Annotated in this window: 24 protein-coding genes; 21 read left to right on the forward strand and 3 right to left on the reverse strand. The window is 75.4% G+C overall.

Annotation, left to right across the window (positions count from 1 at the left end):
* A partial coding sequence (locus ABT006_RS32835) for a hypothetical protein (RefSeq protein ID WP_502891053.1) occupies positions 1–650 on the reverse strand: 650 nt, incomplete at its 3' end.
* Here ABT006_RS32835 and ABT006_RS32840 point away from each other — a divergent pair.
* Both ABT006_RS32840 and ABT006_RS32845 read left to right on the forward strand, forming a co-directional pair.
* Entirely contained in the window at positions 609–1,547 is a 939-nt protein-coding gene (locus tag ABT006_RS32840; protein WP_502891052.1) for a Replicase polyprotein 1ab, read from the forward strand. The two genes, ABT006_RS32835 and ABT006_RS32840, sit on opposite strands and share 42 nt — an antisense overlap.
* Positions 1,544–2,554: an HAD-IIA family hydrolase gene (locus ABT006_RS32845; protein WP_350712370.1), complete on the forward strand. Its 1,011-nt coding sequence runs from the start codon at positions 1,544–1,546 to the stop codon at positions 2,552–2,554. The genes ABT006_RS32840 and ABT006_RS32845 overlap by 4 nt, the downstream gene beginning before the upstream one ends.
* Positions 2,555–2,638: 84 nt before the next feature.
* Here the strand turns inward: ABT006_RS32845 and ABT006_RS32850 are convergent, their stop codons facing one another.
* On the reverse strand, positions 2,639–2,977 hold the full coding sequence (locus ABT006_RS32850) for an SCP2 sterol-binding domain-containing protein (protein WP_350712397.1): 339 nt from the start codon (positions 2,975–2,977) through the stop codon (positions 2,639–2,641).
* A gap of 113 nt (positions 2,978–3,090) precedes the next feature.
* On the opposite strand from ABT006_RS32850, the gene ABT006_RS32855 reads away from it, so the two are divergent.
* The 13 genes from ABT006_RS32855 to ABT006_RS32915 all read left to right on the forward strand — a co-directional run bounded on the left by ABT006_RS32855 (position 3,091) and on the right by ABT006_RS32915 (position 18,806).
* Complete coding sequence (locus tag ABT006_RS32855; RefSeq protein ID WP_350712371.1) at positions 3,091–3,729, forward strand: phasin family protein; 639 nt, start codon at positions 3,091–3,093, stop codon at positions 3,727–3,729.
* A gap of 25 nt (positions 3,730–3,754) precedes the next feature.
* Entirely contained in the window at positions 3,755–4,024 is a 270-nt protein-coding gene (locus ABT006_RS32860) for a hypothetical protein (protein ID WP_350712372.1), read from the forward strand.
* 22 nt (positions 4,025–4,046) lie between these two features.
* Positions 4,047–4,907 (forward strand): TlyA family RNA methyltransferase, encoded by an 861-nt coding sequence (locus ABT006_RS32865; protein ID WP_350712373.1) that lies wholly within the window; start codon positions 4,047–4,049, stop codon positions 4,905–4,907.
* Positions 4,908–4,986: 79 nt separating this feature from the next.
* Positions 4,987–5,871 (forward strand): NAD kinase, encoded by an 885-nt coding sequence (locus ABT006_RS32870; protein WP_350712374.1) that lies wholly within the window; start codon positions 4,987–4,989, stop codon positions 5,869–5,871.
* 141 nt (positions 5,872–6,012) lie between these two features.
* Positions 6,013–7,770: a DNA repair protein RecN gene (gene recN / locus ABT006_RS32875; RefSeq protein WP_350712375.1), complete on the forward strand. Its 1,758-nt coding sequence runs from the start codon at positions 6,013–6,015 to the stop codon at positions 7,768–7,770.
* 119 nt (positions 7,771–7,889) lie between these two features.
* Positions 7,890–9,068 carry a putative cytokinetic ring protein SteA gene (steA, locus tag ABT006_RS32880; protein ID WP_350712376.1) on the forward strand — a complete coding sequence of 393 codons (1,179 nt, stop codon included), beginning with the start codon at positions 7,890–7,892 and terminating at the stop codon, positions 9,066–9,068.
* Positions 9,069–9,095: 27 nt separating this feature from the next.
* On the forward strand, positions 9,096–10,034 hold the full coding sequence (locus ABT006_RS32885) for a copper transporter (protein ID WP_350712377.1): 939 nt from the start codon (positions 9,096–9,098) through the stop codon (positions 10,032–10,034).
* 58 nt (positions 10,035–10,092) lie between these two features.
* Positions 10,093–10,959, forward strand: coding sequence for a hypothetical protein (locus ABT006_RS32890; protein ID WP_350712378.1), 867 nt, complete (start codon positions 10,093–10,095; stop codon positions 10,957–10,959).
* 1 nt (position 10,960) lies between these two features.
* Entirely contained in the window at positions 10,961–12,658 is a 1,698-nt protein-coding gene (gene murJ / locus ABT006_RS32895) for a murein biosynthesis integral membrane protein MurJ (RefSeq protein ID WP_350712379.1), read from the forward strand.
* Positions 12,659–12,713: 55 nt separating this feature from the next.
* A complete protein-coding gene (locus tag ABT006_RS32900) occupies positions 12,714–13,913 on the forward strand; it encodes a glycosyltransferase family 4 protein (RefSeq protein ID WP_350712380.1) in 1,200 nt (399 codons plus the stop codon).
* A complete protein-coding gene (locus tag ABT006_RS32905) occupies positions 13,913–16,222 on the forward strand; it encodes a hypothetical protein (RefSeq protein ID WP_350712381.1) in 2,310 nt (769 codons plus the stop codon). Before ABT006_RS32900 ends, ABT006_RS32905 begins: the two co-directional genes overlap by 1 nt.
* 150 nt (positions 16,223–16,372) lie before the next feature.
* Positions 16,373–18,124 carry a CTP synthase gene (gene pyrG, locus ABT006_RS32910; RefSeq protein WP_350712382.1) on the forward strand — a complete coding sequence of 584 codons (1,752 nt, stop codon included), beginning with the start codon at positions 16,373–16,375 and terminating at the stop codon, positions 18,122–18,124.
* A 76-nt stretch (positions 18,125–18,200) separates the two neighbouring features.
* Entirely contained in the window at positions 18,201–18,806 is a 606-nt protein-coding gene (locus tag ABT006_RS32915; RefSeq protein WP_350712383.1) for an NUDIX domain-containing protein, read from the forward strand.
* Positions 18,807–18,884: 78 nt separating this feature from the next.
* On the opposite strand, the gene ABT006_RS32920 is transcribed toward ABT006_RS32915, so the two are convergent.
* Positions 18,885–19,142 carry an NINE protein gene (locus ABT006_RS32920; protein ID WP_502891051.1) on the reverse strand — a complete coding sequence of 86 codons (258 nt, stop codon included), beginning with the start codon at positions 19,140–19,142 and terminating at the stop codon, positions 18,885–18,887.
* Positions 19,143–19,433: 291 nt separating this feature from the next.
* Here ABT006_RS32920 and ald point away from each other — a divergent pair, with 291 nt between their 5' ends.
* The 6 genes from ald (at position 19,434) to ABT006_RS32950 (ending at position 25,459) form a co-directional block, all read left to right on the forward strand.
* On the forward strand, positions 19,434–20,549 hold the full coding sequence (gene ald, locus ABT006_RS32925; protein ID WP_350712384.1) for an alanine dehydrogenase: 1,116 nt from the start codon (positions 19,434–19,436) through the stop codon (positions 20,547–20,549).
* Between the two features lie 11 nt (positions 20,550–20,560).
* On the forward strand, positions 20,561–21,553 hold the full coding sequence (locus ABT006_RS32930) for a site-specific tyrosine recombinase XerD (protein WP_350712399.1): 993 nt from the start codon (positions 20,561–20,563) through the stop codon (positions 21,551–21,553).
* A 225-nt stretch (positions 21,554–21,778) separates the two neighbouring features.
* On the forward strand, positions 21,779–22,702 hold the full coding sequence (locus ABT006_RS32935) for a ParA family protein (protein ID WP_036375269.1): 924 nt from the start codon (positions 21,779–21,781) through the stop codon (positions 22,700–22,702).
* A 54-nt stretch (positions 22,703–22,756) separates the two neighbouring features.
* Positions 22,757–23,788: a segregation and condensation protein A gene (locus tag ABT006_RS32940; RefSeq protein WP_350712385.1), complete on the forward strand. Its 1,032-nt coding sequence runs from the start codon at positions 22,757–22,759 to the stop codon at positions 23,786–23,788.
* A complete protein-coding gene (scpB, locus tag ABT006_RS32945; protein ID WP_350712386.1) occupies positions 23,785–24,702 on the forward strand; it encodes an SMC-Scp complex subunit ScpB in 918 nt (305 codons plus the stop codon). Before ABT006_RS32940 ends, scpB begins: the two co-directional genes overlap by 4 nt.
* On the forward strand, positions 24,689–25,459 hold the full coding sequence (locus tag ABT006_RS32950) for a pseudouridine synthase (RefSeq protein ID WP_350712387.1): 771 nt from the start codon (positions 24,689–24,691) through the stop codon (positions 25,457–25,459). Before scpB ends, ABT006_RS32950 begins: the two co-directional genes overlap by 14 nt.
* Positions 25,460–25,604: the final 145 nt, after the last annotated feature.

Genomic DNA, 25,604 nt, shown 5'->3' on the forward strand with positions numbered 1-25,604 from the left:
AGGGCGGCTTCCGTGGTGGCGAGCGCCGCGAAGGCGGGTTCCGCCGTGAGGGCGGCGAGCGCCAGGGCGGCGGCTTCCGTGGCGGTGACCGCGAGGGCGGCTTCCGTGGTGGCGAGCGCCGCGAAGGCGGGTTCCGCCGTGAGGGCGGCGAGCGCCAGGGCGGCGGCTTCCGTGGCGGTGACCGCGAGGGTGGGTACCGCGGCGGTGAGCGCCGCGAGGGTGGCTTCCGTGGCGGTGACCGTGAGGGCTTCCGCGGTGGCGAGCGCCGCGAAGGCGGTTTCCGCGGCGGTGACCGTGAGGGCTTCCGCGGTGGCGAGCGTCGCGAAGGCGGGTTCCGTCGTGAGGGCGGCGAGCGTCGCGAGGGTGGTTTCCGTGGCGGTGACCGTGAGGGCTTCCGCGGTGGCGAGCGCCGCGAAGGCGGTTTCCGTGGCGGCGACCGTGAGGGCGGCTTCCGTGGCGGTGAGCGCCGCGAGGGCGGCTTCCGGGGCGGCGAGCGCCGCGACGAGCGGCGGGAGCGACCGGAGGCGGAGGGGGAGCGCACCCAGGCTCCCGCGCTGCCCGACGAGATCGTCGCCACCGACCTCGACAAGGACGTCCGGGCCGAGCTGCTGTCGCTGGCCAAGCCGGTCGCCGAGACGGTCGCCCGACACCTGGTGGCCACGGGTCAGCTGATCGACGAGGACCCGGCGGAGGCGCTGGCGCACGCGCTGGCCGCCCGTCGGCTGGCGTCCCGGATCGCCGCCGTCCGCGAGGCGGTGGGCCTGGCCGCGTACCACGCGGGGGAGTGGCAGACCGCGATCGCGGAGCTGCGCACGTACCACCGGATGACCGGGCTGCAGAGCCACCTGGCGGTGCTCGCGGACTGCGAGCGGGCGCTGGGTCGGGCGGAGCGGGCGATCGACCTGTTCCGTGGCGCGGACCGGGAGAAGCTGGACCAGGCCGTGGCGATCGAGCTGCTGATCGTGGCGGCCGGCGCGCGCGGCGACCTCGGCCAGAAGGACGCGGCGGTGGCCATGCTCCAGGTCCCCGAGCTGACCGTCGAGGCGGCCGAGCCGTGGACGGCCCGGCTGCGCTACGCGTACGCCGACGCGCTGCTCGCGGTCGGTCGTCGCGAGGAGGCCCGCGAGTGGTTCTCTCGGGCGGCCGACGCGGACACCGAGGGCGAGACCGACGCCGCCGAGCGCCTGCTGGAGCTCGACGGTGTGGTGATCGAGGGCGACGAGGAGGACGAGGAGTCCGCCGAGGCGATCGCCGCCGGTCCGGGCGCCCCGGGTGCGGTGCCGGCCCGTCCGGATGCCGACCTCACCGGCGACGCCGAGTCCGCCGAGCGCGACGACGACGGGCGACGGGACGAGGCCGGGACCGCCGACGAGCGGGACGAGACCGGGAGCGCGGACGTGCCGACGGACGACCTGGCCGACGACGAGCTGACCGACGACGAGGCGCGCGCTGTCGCGGCCGGCCCCACCGCCGACGGCACCGGGACCGACGCCGCCGCTCCTGGCGAGTCGGCCGGCACCGCCGAGTCGGACGCCCCGCAGCGATGACGGCGGACGCCGGGGAGCGGCTGGTCGACGGGTACGCCCTGGTCGTGTTCGACCTGGACGGGGTGATCTATCTGATCGACCGGCCGATCCCCGGCGCCGTCGAGGCGGTCGGCCAACTGCACGCCGAGGGGCGGCGCGTCGCGTTCGCGACCAACAACGCCTCACGCCGTTCCAGCGAGGTGGCCGACCTGCTCACCGGGATCGGGGTTCCCGCCCGGCCGGAGGAGGTGCTCACCTCCGCGGCGGCCGCCGCCGAGTTGCTCCGCGACCGGCTGCCTCCCGGCGCCGCGGTGCTGGTGGTCGGCGCCGAGGCACTGCGGGCCGAGGTCCGCGCCGCCGGGCTGACGCCGGTGTCCCGGGCCGACGAGTCGCCGGTCGCCGTCGTGCAGGGGTACGGGCCGCAGGTCGGCTGGGTGGACCTGGCCGAGGCGTCGGTGGCCGTACGCGGCGGGGCGACCTGGATCGCCACCAACACCGACCGGACGCTGCCCAGCGGTCGGGGACCCCTACCGGGCAACGGCGCGCTGGTCGCCGCGCTGCGGACCGCGCTCGGGCGGGATCCCGACGTGGTCGTCGGCAAGCCCGAGCCGGCGCTGTTCGCCACCGCGGCCCGCCGCGCCGGCGAGGGCCGGGCGCTGGTGGTCGGCGACCGGCTGGACACCGACATCGAGGGCGCCCGGCGGGCGGGCCTGGACAGCCTGCTGGTGCTCACCGGCGTCTGCGACGTGGCCGAGCTGCTCGCCGCCCCGCCGGAGCACCGGCCGACGTACGTTGCGATGGACCTCGCCGGGCTCTTCGACCCGGCGGCGGTGGTGCGGGTCCCGGGCCCCGCGGACGGCTGGTCGGTGGCGTCGCGGGACGGCGCGCTGGAGCTGTCCGGGGCGGGCCGCCCGCTGGCCGCCGTGGCGGCGCTGTGCGCGGTCGCCTGGACCGGGGACGCGACGCGCGTGCGTGCCGGGTCGGCGGCGGCCGAGCAGGTGCTGACCGCGTTCGGCCTGTCCGCCTGAACGGTCCCGCCCTCCCGGCCCGGTTCTACCGTGGCGGTCGGGCCGCCCTGCCCGGGGCTCGGAGCAGGCTGCCTCGGCCGCGGCTCAGAGCAGCTTGCGCAGCTTCATCAGGTCGAGCGGGTTCGCCTTGATCGACACTCGCCGGGACGTGACCGCGCGGGTGATGTCGAGTTCACCGCGGACCAACGCGAGCAGGTCGTCGCTGCTCGTGCTCAGCGCGATCTTCGCCTTCGGGTCGTCGCCGTCGGCCAGGTCGACCAGGCGGCCGTCGGCGAGCCGGCCGTGGAAGGCCGTGTCCAGGTCGGTGATCCGGCAGGCCAGCGTGCGGTCCAGGTCGATCCGTTCCCGCACCGTCTCCGCGTTGCGGTCCAGCCGGGCGGCCAGCTCCTGCAACGCCTGCCGGCACTCGTCCACGCTGGCCACTGTCGCCCCCTCGCCGTTCGCCACGCCGTCCCCGGCACCGTACCGCACGGGGCGTCGCGGGGTGCCCGGTAGCGTGACACCTGCACACCCCCGCCCCGCGGAAGGACTCAGGCATGCAGGACGCGTGGCGCGCCTACCTCGAGCTGGCCATGGGCCTGACGGAGGCGCCCCGGAAGAAGGCCCAGGACGCGGTGCGCCGCCTCGTCGGCTCGGGCGGGGCGACCGCCGGCCAGTTGCAGGCGCTCGCCGAGGAACTCGTCTCCACCGGCGCGGCGAACCGGGAGGCGCTGACCAAGCTGGTCCGGTTCGAGGTCGACCGCGCCCTCGGCGCGGTGGGGCTCGCCACCGCCGACGAGGTCGCCGAGCTGACCCGCCGGGTGCACGAGCTGGAGCGCCAGCTCCGGGAGGCCAGGACGACCCCCGCGGCCCCCGCCACCCCGCCGCCGTCGGCACCCACCACCTCGTCGGCGGCCCCGGGCGCCGCCGAGCCGGCCGTGCCCCCCACAGCCGGGCCGGGCGCGCCCGTCGCGACGCAGGCGGTGGCCAAGAAGGCGGTCGCCAAGAAGGCCGTGGCCAAGAAGGCGGTCGTGAAGAAGGCGGTGGCGAAGCGGGCGCCGTCGGCCGTCGCTCCGGCCGAGGGCGGCCACGTCGAGCAGGTCCCGACGGCGAAGGCCCAGGGCGCCGACGCCGGGCCGGCCCGGCCGGTGAAGAAGGCGTCCGCCCGCAGGCAGCAGCCGGGCGGCGAGGCATGATCCGCCTCGCGGCCGGGAGCGGCTCGTGACCGGCCCTGCCCGTCCCGGCCCGCCGTCGGGTGCCCGTCCCGGCCCGCCGTCCGCTGCCCGGCCGGGCCCCACGCCCGGACCGCGCCCCGGGCCGCCGCGACCCGAGCCGCTCGACGACCTCGACGAGGCGCGCCACCCCGCCGTTGACGCCGCCGTGCGCGCGATGGCCAACGCCGCGACGCTCGCCCCGGCCGACCAGATCGCGCAGTACGAGGCGGCGTACGAGACGCTGCGGGAAACCCTCGCCACCATCGACCAGGCCTGACCGGACCGGAGAAGAACCACGCATGGCACGTCGTAACCGGCTGGACGCCGAACTCGTCCGCCGCGGCCTGGCCCGCTCCCGGGAGCAGGCCGCCGCGCTGGTGGAGGCCGGCCGGGTCCAGCTGCGCGGGGTACCCGCCCGCAAGCCCGCCGCGATGGTCGACCCCGCCGACCCGCTGCTGGTCACGGGCGAGGACCCCAGCTCGGAGTACGTCTCCCGGGGCGGGCACAAACTGGCCGGCGCGCTGGCCGCCTTCGCCCCCGGCGGGTTGACCGTTGCCGGCCGGCGCTGCCTGGACGCGGGCGCCTCCACCGGCGGCTTCACCGACGTGCTGCTGCGCGCCGACGCGGCCGAGGTGGTGGCCGTCGACGTCGGCTACGGGCAGCTCGCCTGGCCGCTGCGCAACGATCCCCGGGTGCGGGTCTTCGAGCGCACCAACGTCCGTACGCTCACTCCGGAGGCCGTCGGGGGGCCGGTCGACCTCACGGTCGCCGACCTGTCGTTCATCTCGCTGCGGCTGGTGCTGCCGGCGCTGGCCGGCTGCACCCGGCCCGACGGCGACCTCGCGCTGATGGTGAAGCCGCAGTTCGAGGTCGGCAAGGAGCGGGTCGGCGCCGGCGGGGTGGTCCGCGATCCGGCGTTGCGCGCCGAGGCGGTGCTCGACGTCGCCGCCGCGGCGGCGCGGCTCGACCTCGGTCTGGCCGACGTGGCCGCGAGCCCGCTGCCGGGGCCCAGCGGCAACGTCGAGTTCTTCGTATGGTTACGCCGGGACGCACCGCCGGCCGACCCGGATCGGGTGCGTGCCGTGGTGACCGCCGGGCCGCAGGGCCCGGCGCCGTCCGGCGACCTGCCGGACACGGCGACGGAGGAGGTGGCCGGGTGAGCGAGCAGGCGAGCCCCGCGGTCGTGGCTGGGCCGTGCGGGTGCGGGTGCCGGGCGGGCGCGACGGGACGGCCGTCCCGGTGAGCCGCACGGCCCTGCTGGTGACCCACACCGGCCGCCGCCGCAGCACCGAGCACGCGCGGGCGGTGGCCGCCGACCTCATCGCGGCCGGTTTCGAGGTACGGGTCGTCGCCGAGGAGGCCGACGACCTCGACCTGCCCGGCGTGGTGCCGGTGACCGGCCTGGAGGCGGCCGAGGGCGCGGAGATCGTCTTCGCGCTCGGCGGGGACGGCACGTTCCTGCGCGCGGCCGAGCTGGCCCGGCCGGCGAAGGCACCGCTGCTCGGCATCAACCTCGGCAAGGTCGGCTTCCTCGCCGAGGCGGAGATCGACGACCTGGACAGCGCGGTACGGGACGTGGTGGGCCGGCACTACACCGTGGACGAGCGGCTCACGCTGGACGTGACCGCCGAGTTCGACGGCGGCCCGACCATCGAGTCCTGGGCGCTCAACGAGATCAGCGTCGAGAAGGGCGAGCGCGCCCAGATGCTGGAGCTGCTCGTCGACGTGGACGGCCGCCCGCTGTCCCGCTACGGCTGCGACGGCGTGGTCTGCGCGACCCCCACCGGCTCGACGGCGTACGCGTTCTCCGGCGGCGGGCCGGTGGTGTGGCCCGAGGTGGAGGCCCTGCTGCTGGTGCCGATCAGCGCGCACGCGCTGTTCAGCCGGCCGCTGGTCACCGCGCCCACCTCCACGTTCGCCATCACCGTCGACCCGTTCACCACCCTCGCGGTGCTGTCCTGCGACGGCCGGCGCGTCTACGACCTGCCGCCCGGGGCCCGGGTCACCGTGCGGCGCGGCGCGTTGCCCGTGCGCATCGTGCGGCTGCGGGACCGCCCGTTCACCGACCGGCTGGTGGCGAAGTTCGACCTGCCCGTGCACGGCTGGCGCGGCAACCGCCGCTGACAGCGCGTCCGTGGCGCGTGTCCGCACCGGCGGCGATCGGCCGCACCGGGGCGCCCGGCCGGTGGTGAGGCGGGGCGCGACTCCCCGGTACGCCCGTGCCGGCTGGTCAACTGTCGGGGGCCGCGTCTACTGTCGGTTGCTGTGCTGGAAGAGCTGCGCATCACCGGACTGGGCGTCATCGAGGACACCACGCTGCCGTTGACCGGCGGCATGAACGTCATCACCGGCGAGACCGGTGCGGGCAAGACCATGGTGGTCACCGGCCTCGGCCTGCTCTTCGGTGGCCGTGCCGACGCGGGGCGGGTCCGTGCCCAGCCCGGCCGGGCGGTGGTCGAGGGGCGGCTGCGGCTCGACGGCCGGGTGGCCGCCGCCGTGCACACCCGGGTCGTCGACGCCGGCGGCGAGCCCGACGAGGACGGTTCGGTGCTGCTCAGTCGCACGGTCACGGTGGAGGGTCGGTCCCGGGCGCACCTGGGTGGGCGCAGCATGCCGGTGGCCATGCTCGGCGAGGTGGGCGAGCAGGTGGTCGCCGTGCACGGCCAGTCCGACCAGCTGCGGCTGCTGCGTCCGGCCGAGCAGCGGGCCGCGCTGGACCGGTTCGCCGGCCCGGAGCACGAGAAGCTGCTCGACGCGCTGCGCGAGGCGTACACCCGCTGGCGCGCCGTGGTCGACGACCTGGCCGACCGGCGGCGCAACGTCCGCGAGCGCAGCCAGGAGGCCGACCTCCTGCGGCTCGGCCTGGACGAGATCACCCGGGTCGACCCGCAGCCCGGCGAGGACGACGAGCTGAAGGCGGAGGCGCAGCGGCTGGAGCACGCCGAGGGGCTGCGTACCGCGGCGCAGCTGGCCCACCAGTGCGTGGCCGGCGGCGTGGAGGCGACCGACGAGACCCCCGACGCCACGGCGCTGCTCGGCACCGCCCGGCGCACCCTGGAGGCGCAGGCCGGCACGGATCCGGCGCTCGGCGAGCTGGCGGGGCGGCTGGAGGAGGCGGCGACGCTGGTGGCGGACGTCTCCGCCGAGCTGTCGGCCTACCTCGCCGCGCTCGACGCCGACCCGGCCCGGTTGCAGGCCCTCTACGAGCGCCGGGCGGCGCTGCGCGCCCTGACCCGCAAGTACGCCGACGACGTCGACGGCGTGATCGCCTGGGCGGAACGGGCCCGCACCCGGCTGTCCGACCTGGACACCTCCGACGAGTTCCTCGACGAACTGGAGCGGGAGTCGGCGCGGCTGGCGGGCGAGGTCGCCGACCTGGCCGGCCGGGTGTCGACGTCCCGGCAGGAGGCGGCGACCCGCTTCGCGGAGCAGGTCACCGTCGAGTTGGCCGGCCTGGCCATGCCGCACGCCCGGATCGAGGTGGCGGTGCTGCCGCGGCCGGCCGGCCGGGCGGAGCCGAGCCTGCCGGTCAACGGCGCCGAGGTCGGCGTCGGCCCGGACGGCGGCGACGAGGTCGAGCTGCGCCTGCTGGCCCACCCCGGCGCGCCCGCGCTGCCGTTGCAGCGCGGCGCCTCCGGCGGTGAGCTGTCCCGGGTGATGCTCGCCATCGAGGTCGTCTTCGCCGGCTCGGGCGGGCCGCCCACGCTGGTCTTCGACGAGGTGGACGCCGGGGTCGGCGGCCAGGCGGCGGTGGAGATCGGCCGGCGGCTGGCCCGGCTGGCCCGTAGCCACCAGGTGCTCGTGGTCACCCACCTGCCGCAGGTCGCCGCGTTCGCCGACCGGCATCTGGTGGTGGCGAAGGACACGGGCGGAGCGGTCACCACGAGCGGGGTCCGCGTGGTGGAGGACACGGAGCGGGCCCGGGAGTTGGCCCGGATGCTCGCGGGTTTGCCCGATTCCGACCTGGGTATCGCCCATGCCGAGGAGCTTCTCGCCGTGGCGGCCCGGGAAAGGCGTCCGTGAGGACGGCGATTGTGAGCACAGGCACACCGGCCTGCGCGCTAGTGTGCTTCCCTGGGTAGGCGGCCCTGCTCAGGCATGTCGCGACAGAAATGCCTGCCTCACATGCCAGGATGGTCACGATGCGTCTACCCACGTTGCGCCGGACCCGGAACGCGGAACCGGGCAGAATCCTCGGCACCGCGCGCCTGGACCGCCGGACGAAACGCCTGGTCGGCCGGCTCCGCCCCGGTGACATCGCGGTCATCGACCACGTCGACGTGGACCGGGTCGCCGCCGACTCGCTCGTCGCGGTCGGTGTCGCCGCCGTGCTCAACGCGAAGCCGTCGGTCTCCGGTCGCTACCCCAACCTCGGGCCGGAGGTGCTGATCGGCGCCGGCATCCCGCTCCTCGACGACCTGGGGGAGGGGATCTTCGAGCGGATCCGTGAGGGCGACACGGTCCGGATCGAGGGCAACACCGTCTACGTCGGCGACGAGCCGGTGGCGCACGGCAGCCTCCAGGACGCCGAGACGGTGGCCAAGGCGATGGCCGACGCCCGGGAGGGCCTGTCGGTCCAGCTTGAGGCGTTCGCCGCCAACACGATGGACTACCTCAAGCAGGAGCGCGCCCTGCTCCTCGACGGCGTCGGCGTGCCGGAGATCCAGACCGAGATCCAGGGGCGGCACTGCCTGATCGTGGTGCGCGGCTACGACTACAAGGCCGACCTGGACGTGCTGCGCCCCTACATCCGCGAGTTCAAGCCGGTGCTGATCGGCGTCGACGGCGGCGCGGACGCGCTGGTGGAGGCCGGCTACACGCCGGACATGATCATCGGTGACATGGATTCGGTCACCGACGACGTGTTGCGCTGCGGCGCCGAGGTGATCGTGCACGCCTACCCGGACGGGCGGGCGCCCGGCCTGGCCCGGGTCACCGGGCTCGGCGTACCGGCGGTGACCTTCCCGGCCGCGGCCACCAGCGAGGACCTGGCCATGCTGCTGGCCGACGAGAAGGGCGCCTCGCTGCTGGTCGCCGTCGGCACCCACGCCACGCTGGTGGAGTTCCTGGACAAGGGCCGCGGCGGCATGGCCTCCACGTTCCTGACCCGGCTCAAGGTCGGCGGCAAGCTCGTTGACGCCAAGGGGGTGAGCCGGCTCTACCGGCAGAGCATCTCCGGGTCCTCGCTGCTGCTGCTGGTGCTCTCCGCGATCGCGGCGATGGCCTCCGCCGTGGCGGTCTCCACCGTCGGCAAGGCGTATTTGGGTGTGGTTTCCGAGTGGTGGAACAATTTCGTGTTCCAGCTTGAACAGCTTTTCTAGCGTCCGACCGATCAAGAGGCTGCAGGTGTGATCAACTTCCGGTACCACGTGGTGTCCCTGACCGCGGTCTTCCTCGCGTTGGCGATCGGTCTGGTGGTCGGCACCGCCGCACTGAACGGCCCGGTCGCCGACTCGCTCAAGGAGAACGTCAACGGGCTGCGCAAGGACAACCAGCTGATGCGCCAGCAGGTCCAGAGCATGGAGAAGGAACTGGAGCTGGAGGAGGACTTCGCGGCCCAGATGGCGGAGTTGTTCCTGCCGGGCAAGCTCGCCGGCAAGCGGGTGGTGGTGGTCACCCTGCCCACCGGGCGGGACCACACCGAGGGCGTGGTCAAGATGCTCAAGCTCGGCGGGGCCGAGATGACGGGCCGCATCGACCTGCAGGACAAGTTCATCAATCCGGACAACAACAACGACCTGCTGGAACTGGCGGTCACCGCCGCGCGCCCCACCAGCGCGCCGACCGCCGACCTGCCGGGCAACGGCAACGGGGTGGAGACGTCCAGCGCGCTGCTGGCCAGCGTCCTGCTGGGCCGGGCGACCGGTGCCACCCCGGTCACCGAGGCCGACCGGCGGGCGGTGCTGGCCGCGTACACCAACGCCAACTACCTGACCACGGAGGAGCGGGTCAGCGCGTCGGCGGAGGCCGTCGTCGTGGTCAGCGGGCAGCCGTACGTGGACAAGGACTCGGCGAAGAAGGACGAGTCGGTGCTCAAGGTCGCCGAGCAGTTCGACCGCGTCGGGACGATCGTCGTCGCCGGCAACGGCTCGACCGGCGGCAACCTGGTCGCGGCCGTCCGCAGCGACCCGGTGCTGGTGCAGAGCATCTCCACCGTCGACAACGCCAACACCGTCCAGGGCCAGCTGGTCACCGCCCTCGCGATGGTGCAGCAGGTGACCGAGAAGAAGGCCGGGCAGTACGGCGTCGGCGACAACGCCACCCTGCTGCCTAGACTGCCCCAGTGAGCGAGCGACGTACCCCGGTGTCCGGATCCAGCCGTACGCACGAGCGGGAGGGGGCCGCGTGAGTCTGCTCGGTCGACTGTTGATCGCCGGGGCGGGCGCCGCCGCCGCCCGGTACGCGCTGCGCGAGGTGCGTACCTCGCCGGCCGGCCCCGCCCTGGACCGGACGAACTTCCGCGGCCGCACGGTGACCCTGGCCGCCGGGCCGGCGCTCGCCGCCGGGGCCGCCGGCGCGGGCGCGTTCGGCGCCTCCAGCGCGTCCTCGGGGGCCGCGGCCCTGGTCGCCGGGGTGGGCGCCGGGGCCGTCGGGCTCTACGACGACGTGGTGGGGGCGCGGCCGGAGCAGAAGGCGGCCAAGGGATTCGCCGGTCACCTGGCCGCGCTGCGCGAGGGCCGGGTCACCGCCGGGCTCGTCAAGGTCGTCGGGGTGGGCGCGGCGGGGCTCGGCGCCGCCGCGCTGCTCGCCACCGACCCCCGGGTGGCCGGGCACCGCCGCCGCCAGCGGCAGGGCACGCTGGGGCGGGGCATCGACGTGCTGCTCGGCGCGGGCGTCATCGCCGGCACCGCGAACCTGCTGAACCTGCTCGACCTGCGACCCGGCCGGGCGCTGAAGTCCGGCATCCTCCTCGGCGCCCCGCTGGCCGCCGGCCCGCACGGCGGAATCGCCGCGGGCGCGGTCGGCGCCGCCGCCGGGCTGCTCCCCGACGACCTCGGCGAGGACGTGATGCTCGGCGACAGCGGCGCGAACGCGCTCGGCGCGCTGCTGGGCGTGGCGCTGGCCGCGCGTACCGGGCCGGTCGGGCGGGCCGGGCTGCTCGCCGTGCTCGCCGGTCTCACCGCGGCCAGCGAGAAGGTCAGCTTCACCCAGGTCATCCAGCGCACCCCCGGGCTGCGCGAACTCGACGCGCTGGGCCGTCGCGCCGACTGACGTGACGACCCCGGCACCCCTCGCCGGCGCCGGCCGCGTCGCCGGAGCGGCCGCGCTCATCGCCGTCCTCACCGTCCTCAGCCGGCTCGCCGGGTTCGGCCGCACCGCCGTCTTCACCTGGGTCGTGCAGAAGAGCGACCTCGGCGGCATGTACGTGATCGCCAACACGGTCCCGAACATCATCTTCGAGATCGTCGCGGGCGGCGCGCTGGCGAGTCTGGTCGTACCGCTGCTGGCCGGGCCGGTCGCGGCCGGGGACCGGCGCGCGGTGGCCGCCACCACCGGCGCCCTGCTCACCTGGACGGTCACCCTGCTGGTGCCGCTGGCCGTGCTGGTCGCGGTGGCGGCCGACCCGGTCGTGTCGCTGATCAGCGAGGGGCGCTCCGAGGCGGAGGTGGCCGCCGGCGCGCGGATGCTGCGCGTCTTCGCCCCGCAGTTGCCGCTCTACGGCATCGGCATCGTGCTGACCGGCGTGCTCCAGGCGCACCGCCGGTTTGCCTGGCCGGTGATCGCGCCGCTGCTGTCCAGCCTCACCGTGATCGTGGTCTACCTCGCCTTCGGCGGCGCCGAGGGACGTGGCGCGAGCGTGGCGCAGGTGAGCCGCGGCGGCGAGCTGATCCTGTCGGGCGGCACCACGGCGGGCGTGGTGGTGCTGTCGCTGTCGCTGCTGATCCCGCTGCGCCGGCTGGGGCTGCGGCTGCGCCCCGGGTACGCGTTCCCCGCCGACGCCCGGGCGCGGGTGAAGGGGCTGGCGCTGGCCGGCGCCGTCACCGTCACCGCCCAGCAGATCGCGCTGCTGGTGCTGCTCAACCGGGTCTCCGGCGGCCCGACCGGCTCGCCGCAGGTGTTCAACCTGGCCCAGACCATGTACCTGCTGCCCTGGGCGGTGCTGGCGGTGCCGCTGGCCGTGGCGGCGTACCCGACGCTGGCGACCGCGGCGGCCGCCGGGGACGACGGGGACTATCGGCGCACGCTCTCCTCGACCGCGCGCGGCGTGCTGCTGTTCAGCTGCCTCGGCGCGGCGGCCCTGGTCGGCACCGCCGCGCCGGTCGCCTCGTTCTTCTACCCGGACGATCCCGGGTCCACGGCCGCCGGGATCGCCGGCTTCGCCCCGGGGCTGCTCGGCTACGGCCTCTTCGCGGTGCTCTCCCGGGCCCTCTACGCCCGCGGCGACACCCGCCCCGCCACCGTGGCGATCACCGCCGGCTGGCTGGCCGTGCCGGTGGCGGCGGTGCCGCTGGCGGCCCTGCTCCCGGTGGCGGACCGGGTGCTGGCGGTCACCCTGGCCAACTCGGCCGGGATGCTGCTGCTCGGCGGCCTGCTGCTCGCCGCCGTGCTGCGCTCGGCCGGCGCCGCCGCGCTCGCCGGCGTCGGCCGGGCCGGCGCCGCCGGGCTGCTCGCCGGCGCCCTGGCGGCGCTCGCCGGGACGGCCGCCGCCCGCTGGCTGGACGCGGCCGGCGACGGCACCCCGACGACACCGGCCGCACTCGTGCAGGGCATGCTGTCCGGAGTCCTGGTCGGCGTCGTGTTCCTCGCCGTCGTCTGGCTGGTCGACCGGCGGGACGTGCGACCGCTGCTGGCCGGGGTGCTCCGGCGGCTGAGCCGGGGCCGGCGCGGGCAGGCGGCCCCCGCCGAACGGACGGGTGAGGGTGAGATCCCCCCGGAACGGGGTGACGGGAAGGAGACGGTGTCCCGGTGAGCGGGTGCAGGACGGGTGACCGGCCGGCGGCGACCGACGAGCGGGGGTGGTCCCGGTGACGGAACCGACACCGGACACCAACTGGCGCGGCACCGTGGCCCTGCTGCTCGCCTCCAGCACCGGCGGGGTCGGGCAGCACGTCCGTTCCCTCGCCCAGGGGCTGACCGCCGCGGGCGCCGCCGTGTTGGTCTGCGGGCCCGCCGCGACGCAGGAACAGTTCGACTTCACCGGCGTCGGCGCCCGGTTCCGGCCGGTGGAGATCCCGGCCAGCCCGACCCCCGCCGACGCCCGTGCCGTGGCCGCGCTGCGCCGGGCCCTCGCCGCCGAGCCGGTCGACGTGCTGCACGCCCACGGGCTGCGAGCCGGGCTGGTCGGCGTCCTCGCCCGGCCGGCCGTGCCCCTCGTGGTCACCTGGCACAACGCGGTGCTCGCCGGCGGGTTGCGCGGCGGCATGTCCCGCCTCGTCGAGCGGGTCGTCGCCCGGGGCACCCGGGTGGCCCTCGGCGCCTCCGCCGACCTCGTCGAGCGGGCCGCCGCGCTGGGCGCGACGGACGCCCGGCTCGCCCCGGTCGCCGCGCCGGCGCTGCCCGCGCCGCGCCGCCGCCGGGCCGCCGTCCGCGCCGAGTTCGGCGTCGGCCCGGACCAGCCGCTGATCCTCTCGGTCGGCCGGCTGCACCCGCAGAAGCGGTACGACGTGCTGGTCGACGCGGCCGCCCGGTGGCGCACCCGGACCCCGGCGCCGGCCGTGGTGATCGCCGGCAGCGGCCCGGCCTACCTGCCGCTGGCCGCCCGGATCTCCGCCGCCCGGGCCCCGGTGACCCTGCTCGGGCACCGCACCGACGTGGCCGACCTGCTCGCCGGGGCCGACCTGGCGCTGGTGACCAGCGACTGGGAGGCCCGCCAGCTCTTCGCGCAGGAGGCGATGCGGGCCGGCGTACCACTGGTGGCGACCGCCGTCGGCGGCCTGCCGGAGCTGGTCGGCGACGCCGCGGTGCTGGTGCCGCCCGGGGACGTGGACGCGGTCGACGCGGCCGTGCGTGCCCTGCTCGACGACGAGGCCGGTCGGGCCGAGCTGGGCCGGCGGGGCGCCGCCCGGGCCGCGACCTGGCCCACCGAGGCGGACACCCTCGCCCAGCTCGCGGCGCTCTACGCCGAGCTGGCTCCGGACGCGGCAGGAGCCGCGCTCCCCGGCACCGACGGGGGGCCCGCCGAGCCCGGACGTGACGGTCACGCCCCGTCGACGGGACGCCGGTGATGTTGCGCAGACTCGCCCCGGCCCTGCTGACCCTGGTCGTGGTGGCGCTCGGCATCGCGGCGCTGACCGCCCGGCCGGACCGCGAGGCGCCCGAGCGCACCGCCGACTTCGTCGTGCTTGCCGGGGTGGCCGGGCTGCGCTGGGAGGACGTCGACCCGGAGACCACCCCGACGCTGTGGCGGATGGCCCGCGACGGCTCCATCGGCTCCCTCTCGGTGCGCTCCGCGCACCGGCCGACCTGCCCCGTGGACGGCTGGCTGACCCTCGGGGCGGGCAGCTACGCCGCCTGGAACGGCAGCCGGCAGGTCGGGGGCTGCCCCCCGACGGCGGTGACCGTGGAGCAACCCGACGGTATCGGCGCGAACCTGCCCGACCAGGAGAGCGTCGTCCTGCACAACCAGGAGCGGCTGCCGTGGGGCGCGGTGCCCGGCGCGCTGTCGGAGTCGGTGCGCTGCTCGGTGGCGGTCGGGCCCGGTGCGGCGGTCGCCGCCGCCCGGCCGTTCGGCCGGGTCGACCGGTACGCGGCGGCCCTGCCCGAGGACCCCGCCGAGCTGCTCGGCTCGTGCGTGCTGAGCATCGTCGACCTCGGCACGGTCACCGGCGAGGACCCGACGGCCCGGGCCGCGGCGGCCCGCGAGGCCGACGCCCGGCTGGCCCGGGTGCTCGCCGCCCGGCCGCCCCGCTCGCTGGTGATCGTCGCCGGGGTGTCCGACACCGAGGTGCCGTCCCGGCTGCACGTGGCCGTCGCCGACGGGCCGGGCTGGGAGCGCGGATGGCTCACCTCGGCCAGCACCGGCCGGGAGGGCTACCTGCAACTGGTCGACCTCGCACCGACCGCGCTCACCGCGCTGGGCCGGCCGATGCCCGAGCGGCTCTTCCTCGGTCGGCCGGCCGAATCGGTCGGCGGGCGGCCGGCGGATCTGGCCGCCGCGATCGCGCAGCCCGCCGACGCCGACCGGGAGGCGGCCGCCCAACGGCGGGTGGCGGACTGGTTCTTCGCCCTGCTCGCCGGCGTCCAGGTGCTCCTGGCGGTGGCGGTGCTGCCGTTGCTGCGCCGGGCCCGCCGGCACGCCGGCCCGTACGGCCCGGAGCCGGTGTCGCGGCGGGTCGTGTCGGTCGTCGAGCTGCTGCTGATCGGGGCCGCCCTGGCCGTGCCGGCGGCCCTGCTCGCCGACGCGGTGCCGTGGTGGCGCGGCGACCACGCCGGCGTCTACTTCGCCGGGGTGACCGTGCTGCTGCTGGTTGCCGCGACCGCGGTGGTCCGGCTGGCGCCGGGGTACGCGAGCACCCTCGGCCCGCTCGGCGCGGTGGCGGGGCTGACCACGCTGGCCGTCGGGGTGGACGTGCTCACCGGCGCCCGCCTCCAGCTCAACGGGGTGGTCGGCTACTCGGCCCTGGAGGGCGGCCGGTACGCCGGGCTGGGCACCGTCGGGCTCGGCGTGTTCCTGGCCGGCGCCCTGCTGAGCGCGGGGTGGCTGGCCCAGCGGGTCCGCCGGTCCTGGCGGCCGACCGTCATGGTGCTCGTCGGCGGCGCGGCCGTGGTGGTCGTCGGCAGCCCGTACCTGGGGTCCGACCCGGTCGGCGCGATCGCGCTGACCGCCGGGCTGAGCGTCGCCGCCGCGATCAGCGCCGGCGGCTGGCTGACGATCAGCCGGCTGGCCTGGGCGACCATGGCCGGGCTGGCGCTGACCATCGGCTTCGCGGTGCTGGACCTGCGCCGGCCCGCCGCCGAGCGGGGCAGCCTCGGCCGGTTCCTGGCCGCCGTCGGCGACGGCACCGGTGGGCTCACCGTGCACCGCTCCAGCACCGCCAACTTCGAGACCCTGGTCAACAGCCCGCTGACCGTGCTGGCCCTGGCCGGCGCCCTGCTGGTCTGGTTCGCCCTGCTTCAGCCGTGGGGCGGGCTGATGCGGCTGTTCGGCATCTACCCGGCGATGCGGGCGGCGATGGCCGGCACCGCCGTTGCCGCGGTGATCGGCGGGCTGCTGGGCGGCGACGCCCTGGACGTGGCCGGCGCGGCCGGCGCCCTGGTGGTGCCGATGGCGGCGCTGGCCGCGCTGCGGGTGCTCGACCACTCGACCGACCGCACCCAGCCCGACGCGGCGGGCCAGAGCGACGGCGGGCCGGGCGGGGCCGGCGGGAGCGACGGCGGGCCGGGCGGGGCCGGCGACGGGCCGGGCGGCGACGGGGGATCGGACGACGGCGGCCCGGACGGCCCGGGGGCGGGCGCCGGGGCGGGCACCGCGGATCCGGTCGCCGAGTCGGACGCGCCGGCCGGCCGGCCATCGACCGAGGTCACGGCCTCCTGACCGGGTCGGCGACACCCGGACAGCCGGTACGGGTGCGCCGGGCGGCGGGGGCGGGTGAGGTGTTACCGTGGAATCCCGTGGATCGCGTGATCACTTTGCTGATCGGCACGGCGGTCTGCACGACCGCGACAGACGACACGGGAGCAGGCCTTGGCCCCTTCAGCACGGACGACCAGGCACATTTTCGTCACCGGGGGCGTCGCCTCCTCGCTGGGTAAGGGCCTCACCGCCTCCAGCCTCGGCAACCTGCTCACCGCGCGCGGCCTGCGCGTGGTCATGCAGAAGCTCGACCCCTACCTCAACGTCGACCCGGGGACGATGAACCCGTTCCAGCACGGCGAGGTCTTCGTGACCGAGGACGGCGCCGAGACCGACCTCGACGTCGGGCACTACGAGCGATTCCTGGACCGGGCGCTCTCCGGGAAGGCGAACGTCACCACCGGCCAGATCTACTCGGACGTGATCGCGAAGGAGCGGCGCGGCGAGTACCTGGGCGACACCGTCCAGGTCATTCCGCACATCACCAACGAGATCAAGTCGCGGATCCTGGCCATGGCCGACCCGGACGACGACGGCCAGGTGCCGGACGTCGTGATCACCGAGGTCGGCGGCACGGTCGGCGACATCGAGTCGCTGCCGTTCCTGGAGGCGATCCGGCAGGTCCGCCACGACCTGGGCCGGGACAACTGCTTCTACCTGCACGTCTCGCTGGTGCCGTACCTGGCGCCGTCGGGGGAGCTGAAGACCAAGCCGACCCAGCACTCGGTGGCCCAGCTGCGCAGCATCGGCATCCAGCCCGACGCGCTGGTGCTGCGCTGCGACCGGGAGATCCCCGACAAGGTCAAGCAGAAGCTGTCGCTCTACTGCGACGTCGACCGCGAGGCGGTCACCGCCGCCCCGGACGCGCCGAGCATCTACGACATCCCGAAGGTGCTGCACCGGGAGGGCCTCGACGCGTACGTGGTGCGCCGGCTCGGCCTCTCCTTCCGGGACGTGGACTGGGCCAGCTGGGACGACCTGCTGGACCGGGTGCACCAGCCCCGGCACACCGTCACCGTCGCCGTGGTCGGCAAGTACGTCGACCTTCCCGACGCGTACCTGTCGGTGAGCGAGGCGATCCGGGCCGCCGGTTTCGGCCACCGGGCCCGGGTGCAGCTGCGCTGGGTGCCTAGCGACGAGTGCGTCACCCCGACCGGCGCCGCGGCCGCCCTGGCCGGCGTGGACGGCATCGTCATCCCGGGCGGCTTCGGGGTGCGCGGCATCGAGGGCAAGATCGGCACCGCCCGGTACGCCCGGGAGAACGGCATCCCGCTGCTCGGCCTCTGCCTCGGCCTGCAGTGCATGACCATCGAGGTGGCCCGGCACCTGGCCGGCCTGGAGGGCGCCAACTCGCTGGAGTTCGACGAGGAGGCGAAGCACCCGGTCATCGCCACCATGGCCGACCAGGAGGACATCGTCGCCGGCAGGGGCGACCTGGGCGGCACGATGCGGCTCGGGGCGTACCCGGCGAAGCTGACCGAGGGCTCGCTGGTCGCCGAGGCGTACGGCAGCACCGAGATCAGCGAGCGGCACCGGCACCGGTACGAGGTGAACAACGCCTACCGGGACCAGCTCACCAAGGCGGGCCTGCGCTTCTCCGGCACCTCGCCGGACGGCCGGCTGGTCGAGTTCATCGAGCTGGACCGCGGCCTGCACCCGTTCTTCGTGGCCACCCAGGCGCACCCGGAGCTGAAGAGCCGCCCGACCCGGCCGCATCCGCTCTTCGCCTCCTTCGTCAAGGCGGCCGTGGCGTACTCCGAGGCCGACCAGCTCCCGGTGGACCTGGAGGCGGCGGAGAACGCGGCGGCGAAGAAGGCCGCCCGCAACGGCGGCGCCGCCGCGAAGGCGGCGTCGGCCTCGTGAGCGAGCGGAGCGAGCGACCCGTCGGGCACAGCAGCGCGGCGCCTCGCGCCGCCGTCACGCCGAGCGGGGCGGCGGCGTGAGCGCCGTCGAGCACCGCTACGAGGTGCGCTCCCGCACCGAGCGATACCGCGGCCGGATCTTCGACGTGGTCAGCGAGGAGGTGACCATGCCGGGCGGCGGGACGGGAGTCCGGGACTTCGTCCGGCACGTCGGCGCGGTGGCCGTGGTGGCGCTCGACTCCGCCGGCCAGGTGGTGCTGATCCGCCAGTACCGCCACCCCGTCGGGCGGCACCTGTGGGAGCTGCCCGCCGGGCTGACCGACGTCTCCGGCGAGGACCTGGCCGCCGCCGCGGCCCGGGAGTTGGCCGAGGAGGTCGACCTCGTCGCGGGGCGGCTCGACGTCCTGGTCGACCTGCACAGCTCGCCGGGTTTCACCAACGAGCTGGTCCGGGTGTTCCTGGCCCGGGACCTGACCGACGTGCCGGCCGAGCGGCGCCACGAGCGCAGCGAGGAGGAGGCCGACCTCCAGGTCGTCCGGATCGACCTGGACGAGGCGGTCGGCATGGTCCTCGCGGGGGAGATCACCAACGCGTCCTGCGTGGCCGGGCTGCTCGCCGCGGCCCGGGGCCGCGACGCCGGTTGGTCGGCGCTGCGCCGGGCGGACACGCCGCCGCCGCGCTGAGCCGGCCGAGCCGGACGCGATACACGGCGGAAGGGGCCGTGCGGTTCGCCGCACGGCCCCTTCGTCGTTCCGGTCGGGTCAGTCGCGCAGCGGCCGGCCCTGCCCGTCGACGCCACCGTTGACCAGGATCAGGATGCCGTCGATCAGGCCCCAGAGGCTGCCGAAGCCGCAGGTCACGATGGTCACCACGAGCTGGAGGACACCGGTCTTGGTGTCGCCCATGTAGAACCGGCCGGCACCGAAGCCGCCCAGCAGGATGCCGAGGAGACCGGCGACGAGCTTGCTCTTGTCGGAAACGCCCGTCGGGTACCCGGGCTGGTAAGGAGGTGTGGTCATGAGGCGACACCCTAGTGATCCACTCTCGTCGTGTCCGCAGCGGGACCCACTGGATGGGACGATAATGGACGAACACTGTCCTGACGGCTGAGGGGGCGTCCCACCGCCGGCCGGGTCGACGCCTGACACTTCGTCAGGGTGGGCGGGCACCGGATGTCACTGTGCTGGCTCATTTCGGGCGGCGGCGCGCCTAGACTGCCGCCGACGGGACCGGTGGACCACGGCGGCAAAGGGGCCGTCGTGGCGCCGAGCAGTCGGGGGAGAGCAGCCCCGGAGAGAGGTGTCTGCATCGTGAAGGTCGGAATCCCCCGCGAGGTCAAGAACCACGAGTACCGCGTGGCGATCACGCCGGCGGGCATCAACGAGTTCGTCCGCAGCGGTCACCAGGTCTTCGTCGAGGCCGGCGCCGGGGTCGGGTCCAGCATCAGCGACGACGACTTCGCCGCCGCCGGAGCCAAGATCCTGGCCACCGCCGACGAGGTGTGGGACACCGCCGAGCTGGTGCTCAAGGTCAAGGAGCCGGTCGCCGAGGAGTACCACCGGATGCGCGAGGGGCAGGTGCTCTTCACCTACCTGCACCTGGCCGCGTCCAAGGAGTGCACCGACGCGCTGCTCGACCGCAAGGTGACCGGCATCGCCTACGAGACGGTGGAGCTGCCGGACCGGTCGCTGCCCCTGCTCGCCCCGATGTCCGAGGTGGCGGGCCGGCTCGCACCGCAGGTCGGCGCGTACCACCTGCAGGCACAGGGCGGCGGGCGGGGCATCCTGATGGGCGGCGTCTCCGGCGTCTACGCCGCGAAGACCGTGGTCATCGGCGCCGGCGTCTCCGGCATGAACGCCGCCGCGATCGCGCTCGGCCTGCAGGCCGAGGTGCTGCTGCTGGACAAGAACGTCGCGCGGCTGCGCCAGGCCGACGCCATCTACCGCGGCCACCTGCAGACGGTCGCCTCCAACGCGTACGAGATCGAGCGGGCCGTGCTCGACGCGGACCTGGTCATCGGCGCGGTGCTGGTGCCCGGTGCGAAGGCCCCGACCCTGATCTCCAACGAGTTGGTCTCCCGGATGAAGCCGGGCAGCGTGCTGGTCGACATCTCCATCGACCAGGGCGGCTGCTTCGAGGACTCGCGTCCCACCACGCACGCCGACCCGACCTACAAGGTCCACGAGTCGATCTTCTACTGCGTGGCGAACATGCCGGGCGCCGTGCCGCACACCAGCACCTACGCGCTGACCAACGTCACCCTGCCGTACGCCCTGGAGCTGGCCAACCACGGCTGGCGGGAGGCGCTGCGCCGCGACCCGGCGCTGGCGCTGGGCCTGAACACCCACGACGGCCAGGTCACCTACGGCCCGGTCGCCGAGGCGCACGGCATGCGGGCCCTGCCGCTGGCCGACGCACTGGCCTGAGGGGCGGCGGGCTGACCGGCACACCGGACGGGGCCGGCGCGGGCGCGGAGCCCGCGCCGGCCCTGCGCCGTGCCGTCCGCGGCTACCTGGACCACCTCACCGTCGAACGGGGACTGTCGGCGAACACGCTCTCGTCGTACCGCCGGGACCTGGAGCGCTACCTGGCCACCCTGGCGGCGGCCAGGGTGCCGGACCTGGCGGCGGTCGGCCCCGGCCAGGTCGAGGAGCACCTGTCCCGGCTGCGGGCCGGCGACGACGCGCACCCGCCGCTGGCGGTCTCGTCCGCGGCGCGGGCGGCCAGCGCGGTGCGCGGGCTGCACCGCTTCGCGCTGCGGGAGGGGCTGGCCGGCGCCGACCCCAGCCGCGACGTCCGCCCGCCCACCCCGCCGCGCCGGCTGCCCCGCGCGCTGCCGGTGGACGACGTGGTCCGGCTGCTGGAGACCGCCGGCGCCGTGACCGCCACCGGCGACGGGGCGCCGCTCGCGCTGCGCGACCGGGCGCTGCTGGAGTTCCTGTACGGCACCGGGGCGCGGATCTCCGAGGCGGTCGGCGCGGCCGTCGACGACCTCGACGTCGGCGAGGGCACCGTCGTCCTGCGCGGCAAGGGCGGCCGCACCCGGCTGGTCCCCATCGGCGGGTACGCGGTCGAGGCGCTGAGCGCCTGGCTGGTGCGCGCCCGGCCCGGGCTGGCCGCCGCCGGCCGGGGCACCCCGGCGGTGTTCCTCAACGCCCGTGGCGGCGCGCTGTCCCGGCAGGGGGCCTGGACCATCCTGCGCCGCGCCGCCCAGCGGGCCGGCCTGCCGGTGGACGGGCCGCAGGCGGTCTCCCCGCACACCCTGCGCCACTCCTACGCCACCCACCTGCTCGACGGCGGCGCGGACGTGCGGGTGGTGCAGGAACTGCTCGGCCACGCCTCGGTGACCACCACCCAGGTCTACACGCTGGTCACCGTGGATCGGCTGCGCGAGGTGTACGCCACCGCCCATCCCCGGGCCCGCGGCTGACCCCGTCGACCGTCCGGCCGGTGAGCGTCGGCCGGTCCGCCGGGGGTGGCCTGGTCGGCGGGGCGGCGACACGCCGAGCGGGTGCGACCGGCCCGCTGGCCGGTGGCGTACAGTCGGCATCGGCGCGGACCTCCTGGGGCGAGGCAGACGGGGTGCGCAGCGGCGCCGCGCAGGACGTCGGACGGCTCCGACGCCGGGTGGTCGTCGGGAGGGGGCAACGAGGACATGGCTGGCAACGGTGACCGTGCCGAGACCTGGACGTCGGAGCTCCGCGAGCAGCAGGCCACGCTCGGGGCGGATCTCGGCCCGGCGGATCCGGCGGCCTACACGATGCGCAAGCCGATTCCCGAGCCGATGCCGACCGATCGGCACGGCCCGGCCCGGATCATCGCGATGGCCAACCAGAAAGGCGGCGTCGGCAAGACCACCACGACCATCAACCTGGGCGCCGCGCTGGCCGAGTACGGCCGCAAGGTGCTGCTGGTCGACTTCGACCCGCAGGGCGCCCTCTCGGTCGGGCTGGGGGTCAACCCGCACAACCTCGACCTGTCGGTCTACAACCTCCTCATGCAGGACGACGTCACCGCCGAGGACGTCCTGATCAAGACCGACGTGGCGGGGCTGCACCTGCTGCCGGCCAACATCGACCTCTCCGCGGCCGAGATCCAGCTGGTCAACGAGGTCGCCCGGGAGATGGCCCTGGCCCGGGTGCTCCGGTCGATCCGCAAGGAGTACGACTACATCCTGATCGACTGCCAGCCCTCGCTGGGCCTGCTGGCGATCAACGCGCTCACGGTCGCGCACGGCGTGCTCATCCCGCTGGAGTGCGAGTTCTTCAGCCTGCGCGGTGTCGCCCTGCTGCTGGACACCATCGACAAGGTGCGCGAGCGGCTCAACTTCGACCTGGAGCTCGAGGGCATCCTCGCCACCATGTACGACAGCCGCACCACCCACTGCCGGCAGGTGCTCCAGCGGGTGGTGGAGGCGTTCGGCGACAAGGTCTACCAGACGGTGATCACCAAGACCGTCAAGTTCCCCGAGTCCACCGTCGCCGGTGCCCCGATCACCACGCTCGACCCGGCCTCGTCCGGCGCCCGCAACTACCGCCAGCTCGCCCGCGAGGTGATCGCCGCCCAGGCGGAGCGGTAGGCCCCGGGTGCACCTTCGCGCCGAGGCGTCCGGGGCGTGGACTACGGTCTTCCGGTGACCGCGCCACCCCTCGATCCGCCCGCGACGCCGGAGCAGCCGCCCGTGCGGGCCGCCGAGCCCGCCGCCGAGGTGTCGACGGGTCCCGGGGGCGTGCCCGAGGCGGCGGAGAGCGCTGGCTTCACCGTCCGGCTGGCGAACTTCACCGGCCCGTTCGACCTGCTGCTCCAACTGATCGGCAAGCACAAGCTCGACGTCACCGAGGTGGCGCTGCACCGGGTCACCGACGAGTTCATCGCGTACATCCGGGCCATGGGCGACCAGTGGGACCTGGACGAGGCCAGCGAGTTCCTGCTGATCGCCGCCACCCTGCTCGACCTCAAGGCCGCCCGGCTGCTGCCCGCCGCCGAGGTCGAGGACGAGGAGGACCTCGCCCTGCTGGAGGCGCGGGACCTGCTCTTCGCCCGACTGCTGCAGTACAAGGCGTACAAGGAGGCGGCGGCGCACATCGCCGCGCTGGAGGAGGTCGGCGGCCGGCGCTACCCCCGGGCGGTCACCCTGGAGCCCCGGTACGCCGAGGCCCTGCCGGACCTGGTGCTCGGCATCGGCCCGGAGCGGCTGCTGAAGCTGGCGATCAAAGCGATGACGCCGAAGCCGGTGCCGGAGGTGTCGATCGCCCACGTGCACATGGTCCGGGTCAGCGTCCGGGAACACGCGGCGATCATCACCGAGCGGCTGCGCCGGGCCGGCACCGCCACCTTCTCGCTGCTCTGCGCCGACTGCGACGCCACCCTGGAGGTGGTGGCCCGGTTCCTGGCGCTGCTGGAGCTCTACCGGGAGGGCCTGGTCGCCTTCGTCCAGGAGCAGGCCCTGGAGGAGCTGACCGTACGCTGGACCGGCCCCGCCGAGGGCGGCCCGGACCTGCACATCGACGAGTACGCCGGCACCCCCGCCGAACCGGCGGACCAGACACCGACCGCGGGCCCGCCGGGCGCCGCCGCGAGTGCGGCGGGGCCGGCCCACGAGGCCGGGGCGGGCGCGGCGGCGGGCGGGAACGGGACGGCGACGACGGAGGAGCAGACCGGATGAGCAGCGAGGAGCGCCGGAACTCCCTGGCGGACCAGGCCGCCGCCTGGATCCCACCCTGGCAGCGCCCCACCCCGCCGGCCGAGTCGCCTTCGGGTGACCCAGACAGCGACCTGCCCCCGAAGGGGCCGGATCCCTCCGAGATCCCCGCCGCACCGGCCGACGGCACGGGGGAGACCCTCGGGAACGCCGCGGGGGAGGGCGCCGAGCAGGGCGAGACGGCGGAACGAGGCGCGGAGCGGACCGACGCGGCGGAGCAGGGCGCGGAGCGGGCGGACAGGGCGGCACAGGACCCGGCTGCGGGCGTACCGACGAAGCAGCCGGCCGGGCGGCGGCGGGCGGCGCCGGCACCCGCGCCGGCGCCGGAACTCGACGACGCGGAGCTGCGCGGGGCGCTGGAGGCGATCCTGCTGGTGGTCGACGAGCCGGTCAGCGAGCTGACGCTCGCCCAGGTCCTGGAGCAGCCCGCCGAGCGGATCGGGCCGATGCTGGACGAGATCGCCGCGGGCTACACCGCCGCCGGGCACGGCTTCGAGCTGCGCCGGGCCGCGGGTGGCTGGCGTCTCTACACCCGACCGGAATACGCGACCTACGTCGAACGGTTCGTGCTGGACGGGCAGTCCGTGCGGCTGACCCAGGCCGCGCTGGAGACACTGGCCGTGGTCGCCTACAAGCAGCCGGTGACCCGGTCGCGGATCTCCGCCATCCGGGGTGTCAACTGCGACGGGGTGATCCGTACCCTGGTCTCCCGCGGGCTGGTGGAGGAGTGCGGCGCCGAACCGGACAGCGGGGCGTTTCTCTACCGGACCACCACGATGTTCCTGGAGAAGCTCGGGCTGAACAGCGTCGACGACCTCCCGCCGCTGGCCCCGTTCCTTCCCGACGACGTAGAAGAGCTTGCCGATGCCACGCGATGACCGCACCCCCCGCCCCGACGCGCCCGTCTTCGAGGGGGCCGAGCGCCTCCAGAAGGTGCTGGCCGCCGCCGGCGTGGGCTCCCGGCGCGCCTGCGAGGACCTGATCTTCCGCCGCCGGGTCACCGTCAACGGGCGGGTCGCCCAGCTCGGCGACAAGGTCGATCCGGCCACCGCCGTCATCCACGTCGACGGCGAGCGTCTCGTCGCCGACACCCGTCTGGTCTACCTGGCCATGAACAAGCCGCGCGGGGTCGTCTCCACCATGGCCGACGAGAAGGGGCGGACGGCGCTCGCCGACTTCCTCGGCAACCGAGTGGAGCAGCGGGTCTACCACGTCGGGCGGCTCGACGCCGACAGTGAGGGCCTGCTGCTGCTCACCAACGACGGCACCCTCGCGCACAGGCTCATGCACCCGTCGTACGGGGTGCAGAAGACCTACCTCTGCGAGGTGTCCGGGCCGATCCCGCGCAACCTCGGCAAGCGGCTGACGGCCGGCGTGGAGCTGGAGGACGGCCCGGCGAAGGTCGACGCCTTCCGGGTGGTGGACACCCTGGGCAAGACCGCCCAGGTGGAGCTGAGCCTGCACGAGGGGCGCAAGCACATCGTCCGGCGGCTGCTCGCCGAGGTGGGCCACCCGGTGAGCCGGCTGGTGCGTACCGCCATCGGGCCGATCCGGCTGGGCGACCTGCGCGCCGGGCGCACCCGGCGGCTGACCAACGCGGAGGTCGCCGCCCTGTTCAAGGCCGTGGGTGACTGACCGGCCGGCTCGCGGGTACGGCTGCCGGTAGGCTCCGTGGCGGCCCGGCGGCCGGCGGCGACCTCGCGCGCCGCCGGGCATGATTGAGGACGTGTGGAAACCGCTCGCGGGACGCGGTGGGCGTTTCGTGGGGTACGGGCTGAGG

The sequence above is a fragment of the Micromonospora sp. NPDC002717 genome, assembly GCF_040295705.1.
Classification (GTDB): Bacteria; Actinomycetota; Actinomycetes; order Mycobacteriales; family Micromonosporaceae; genus Micromonospora.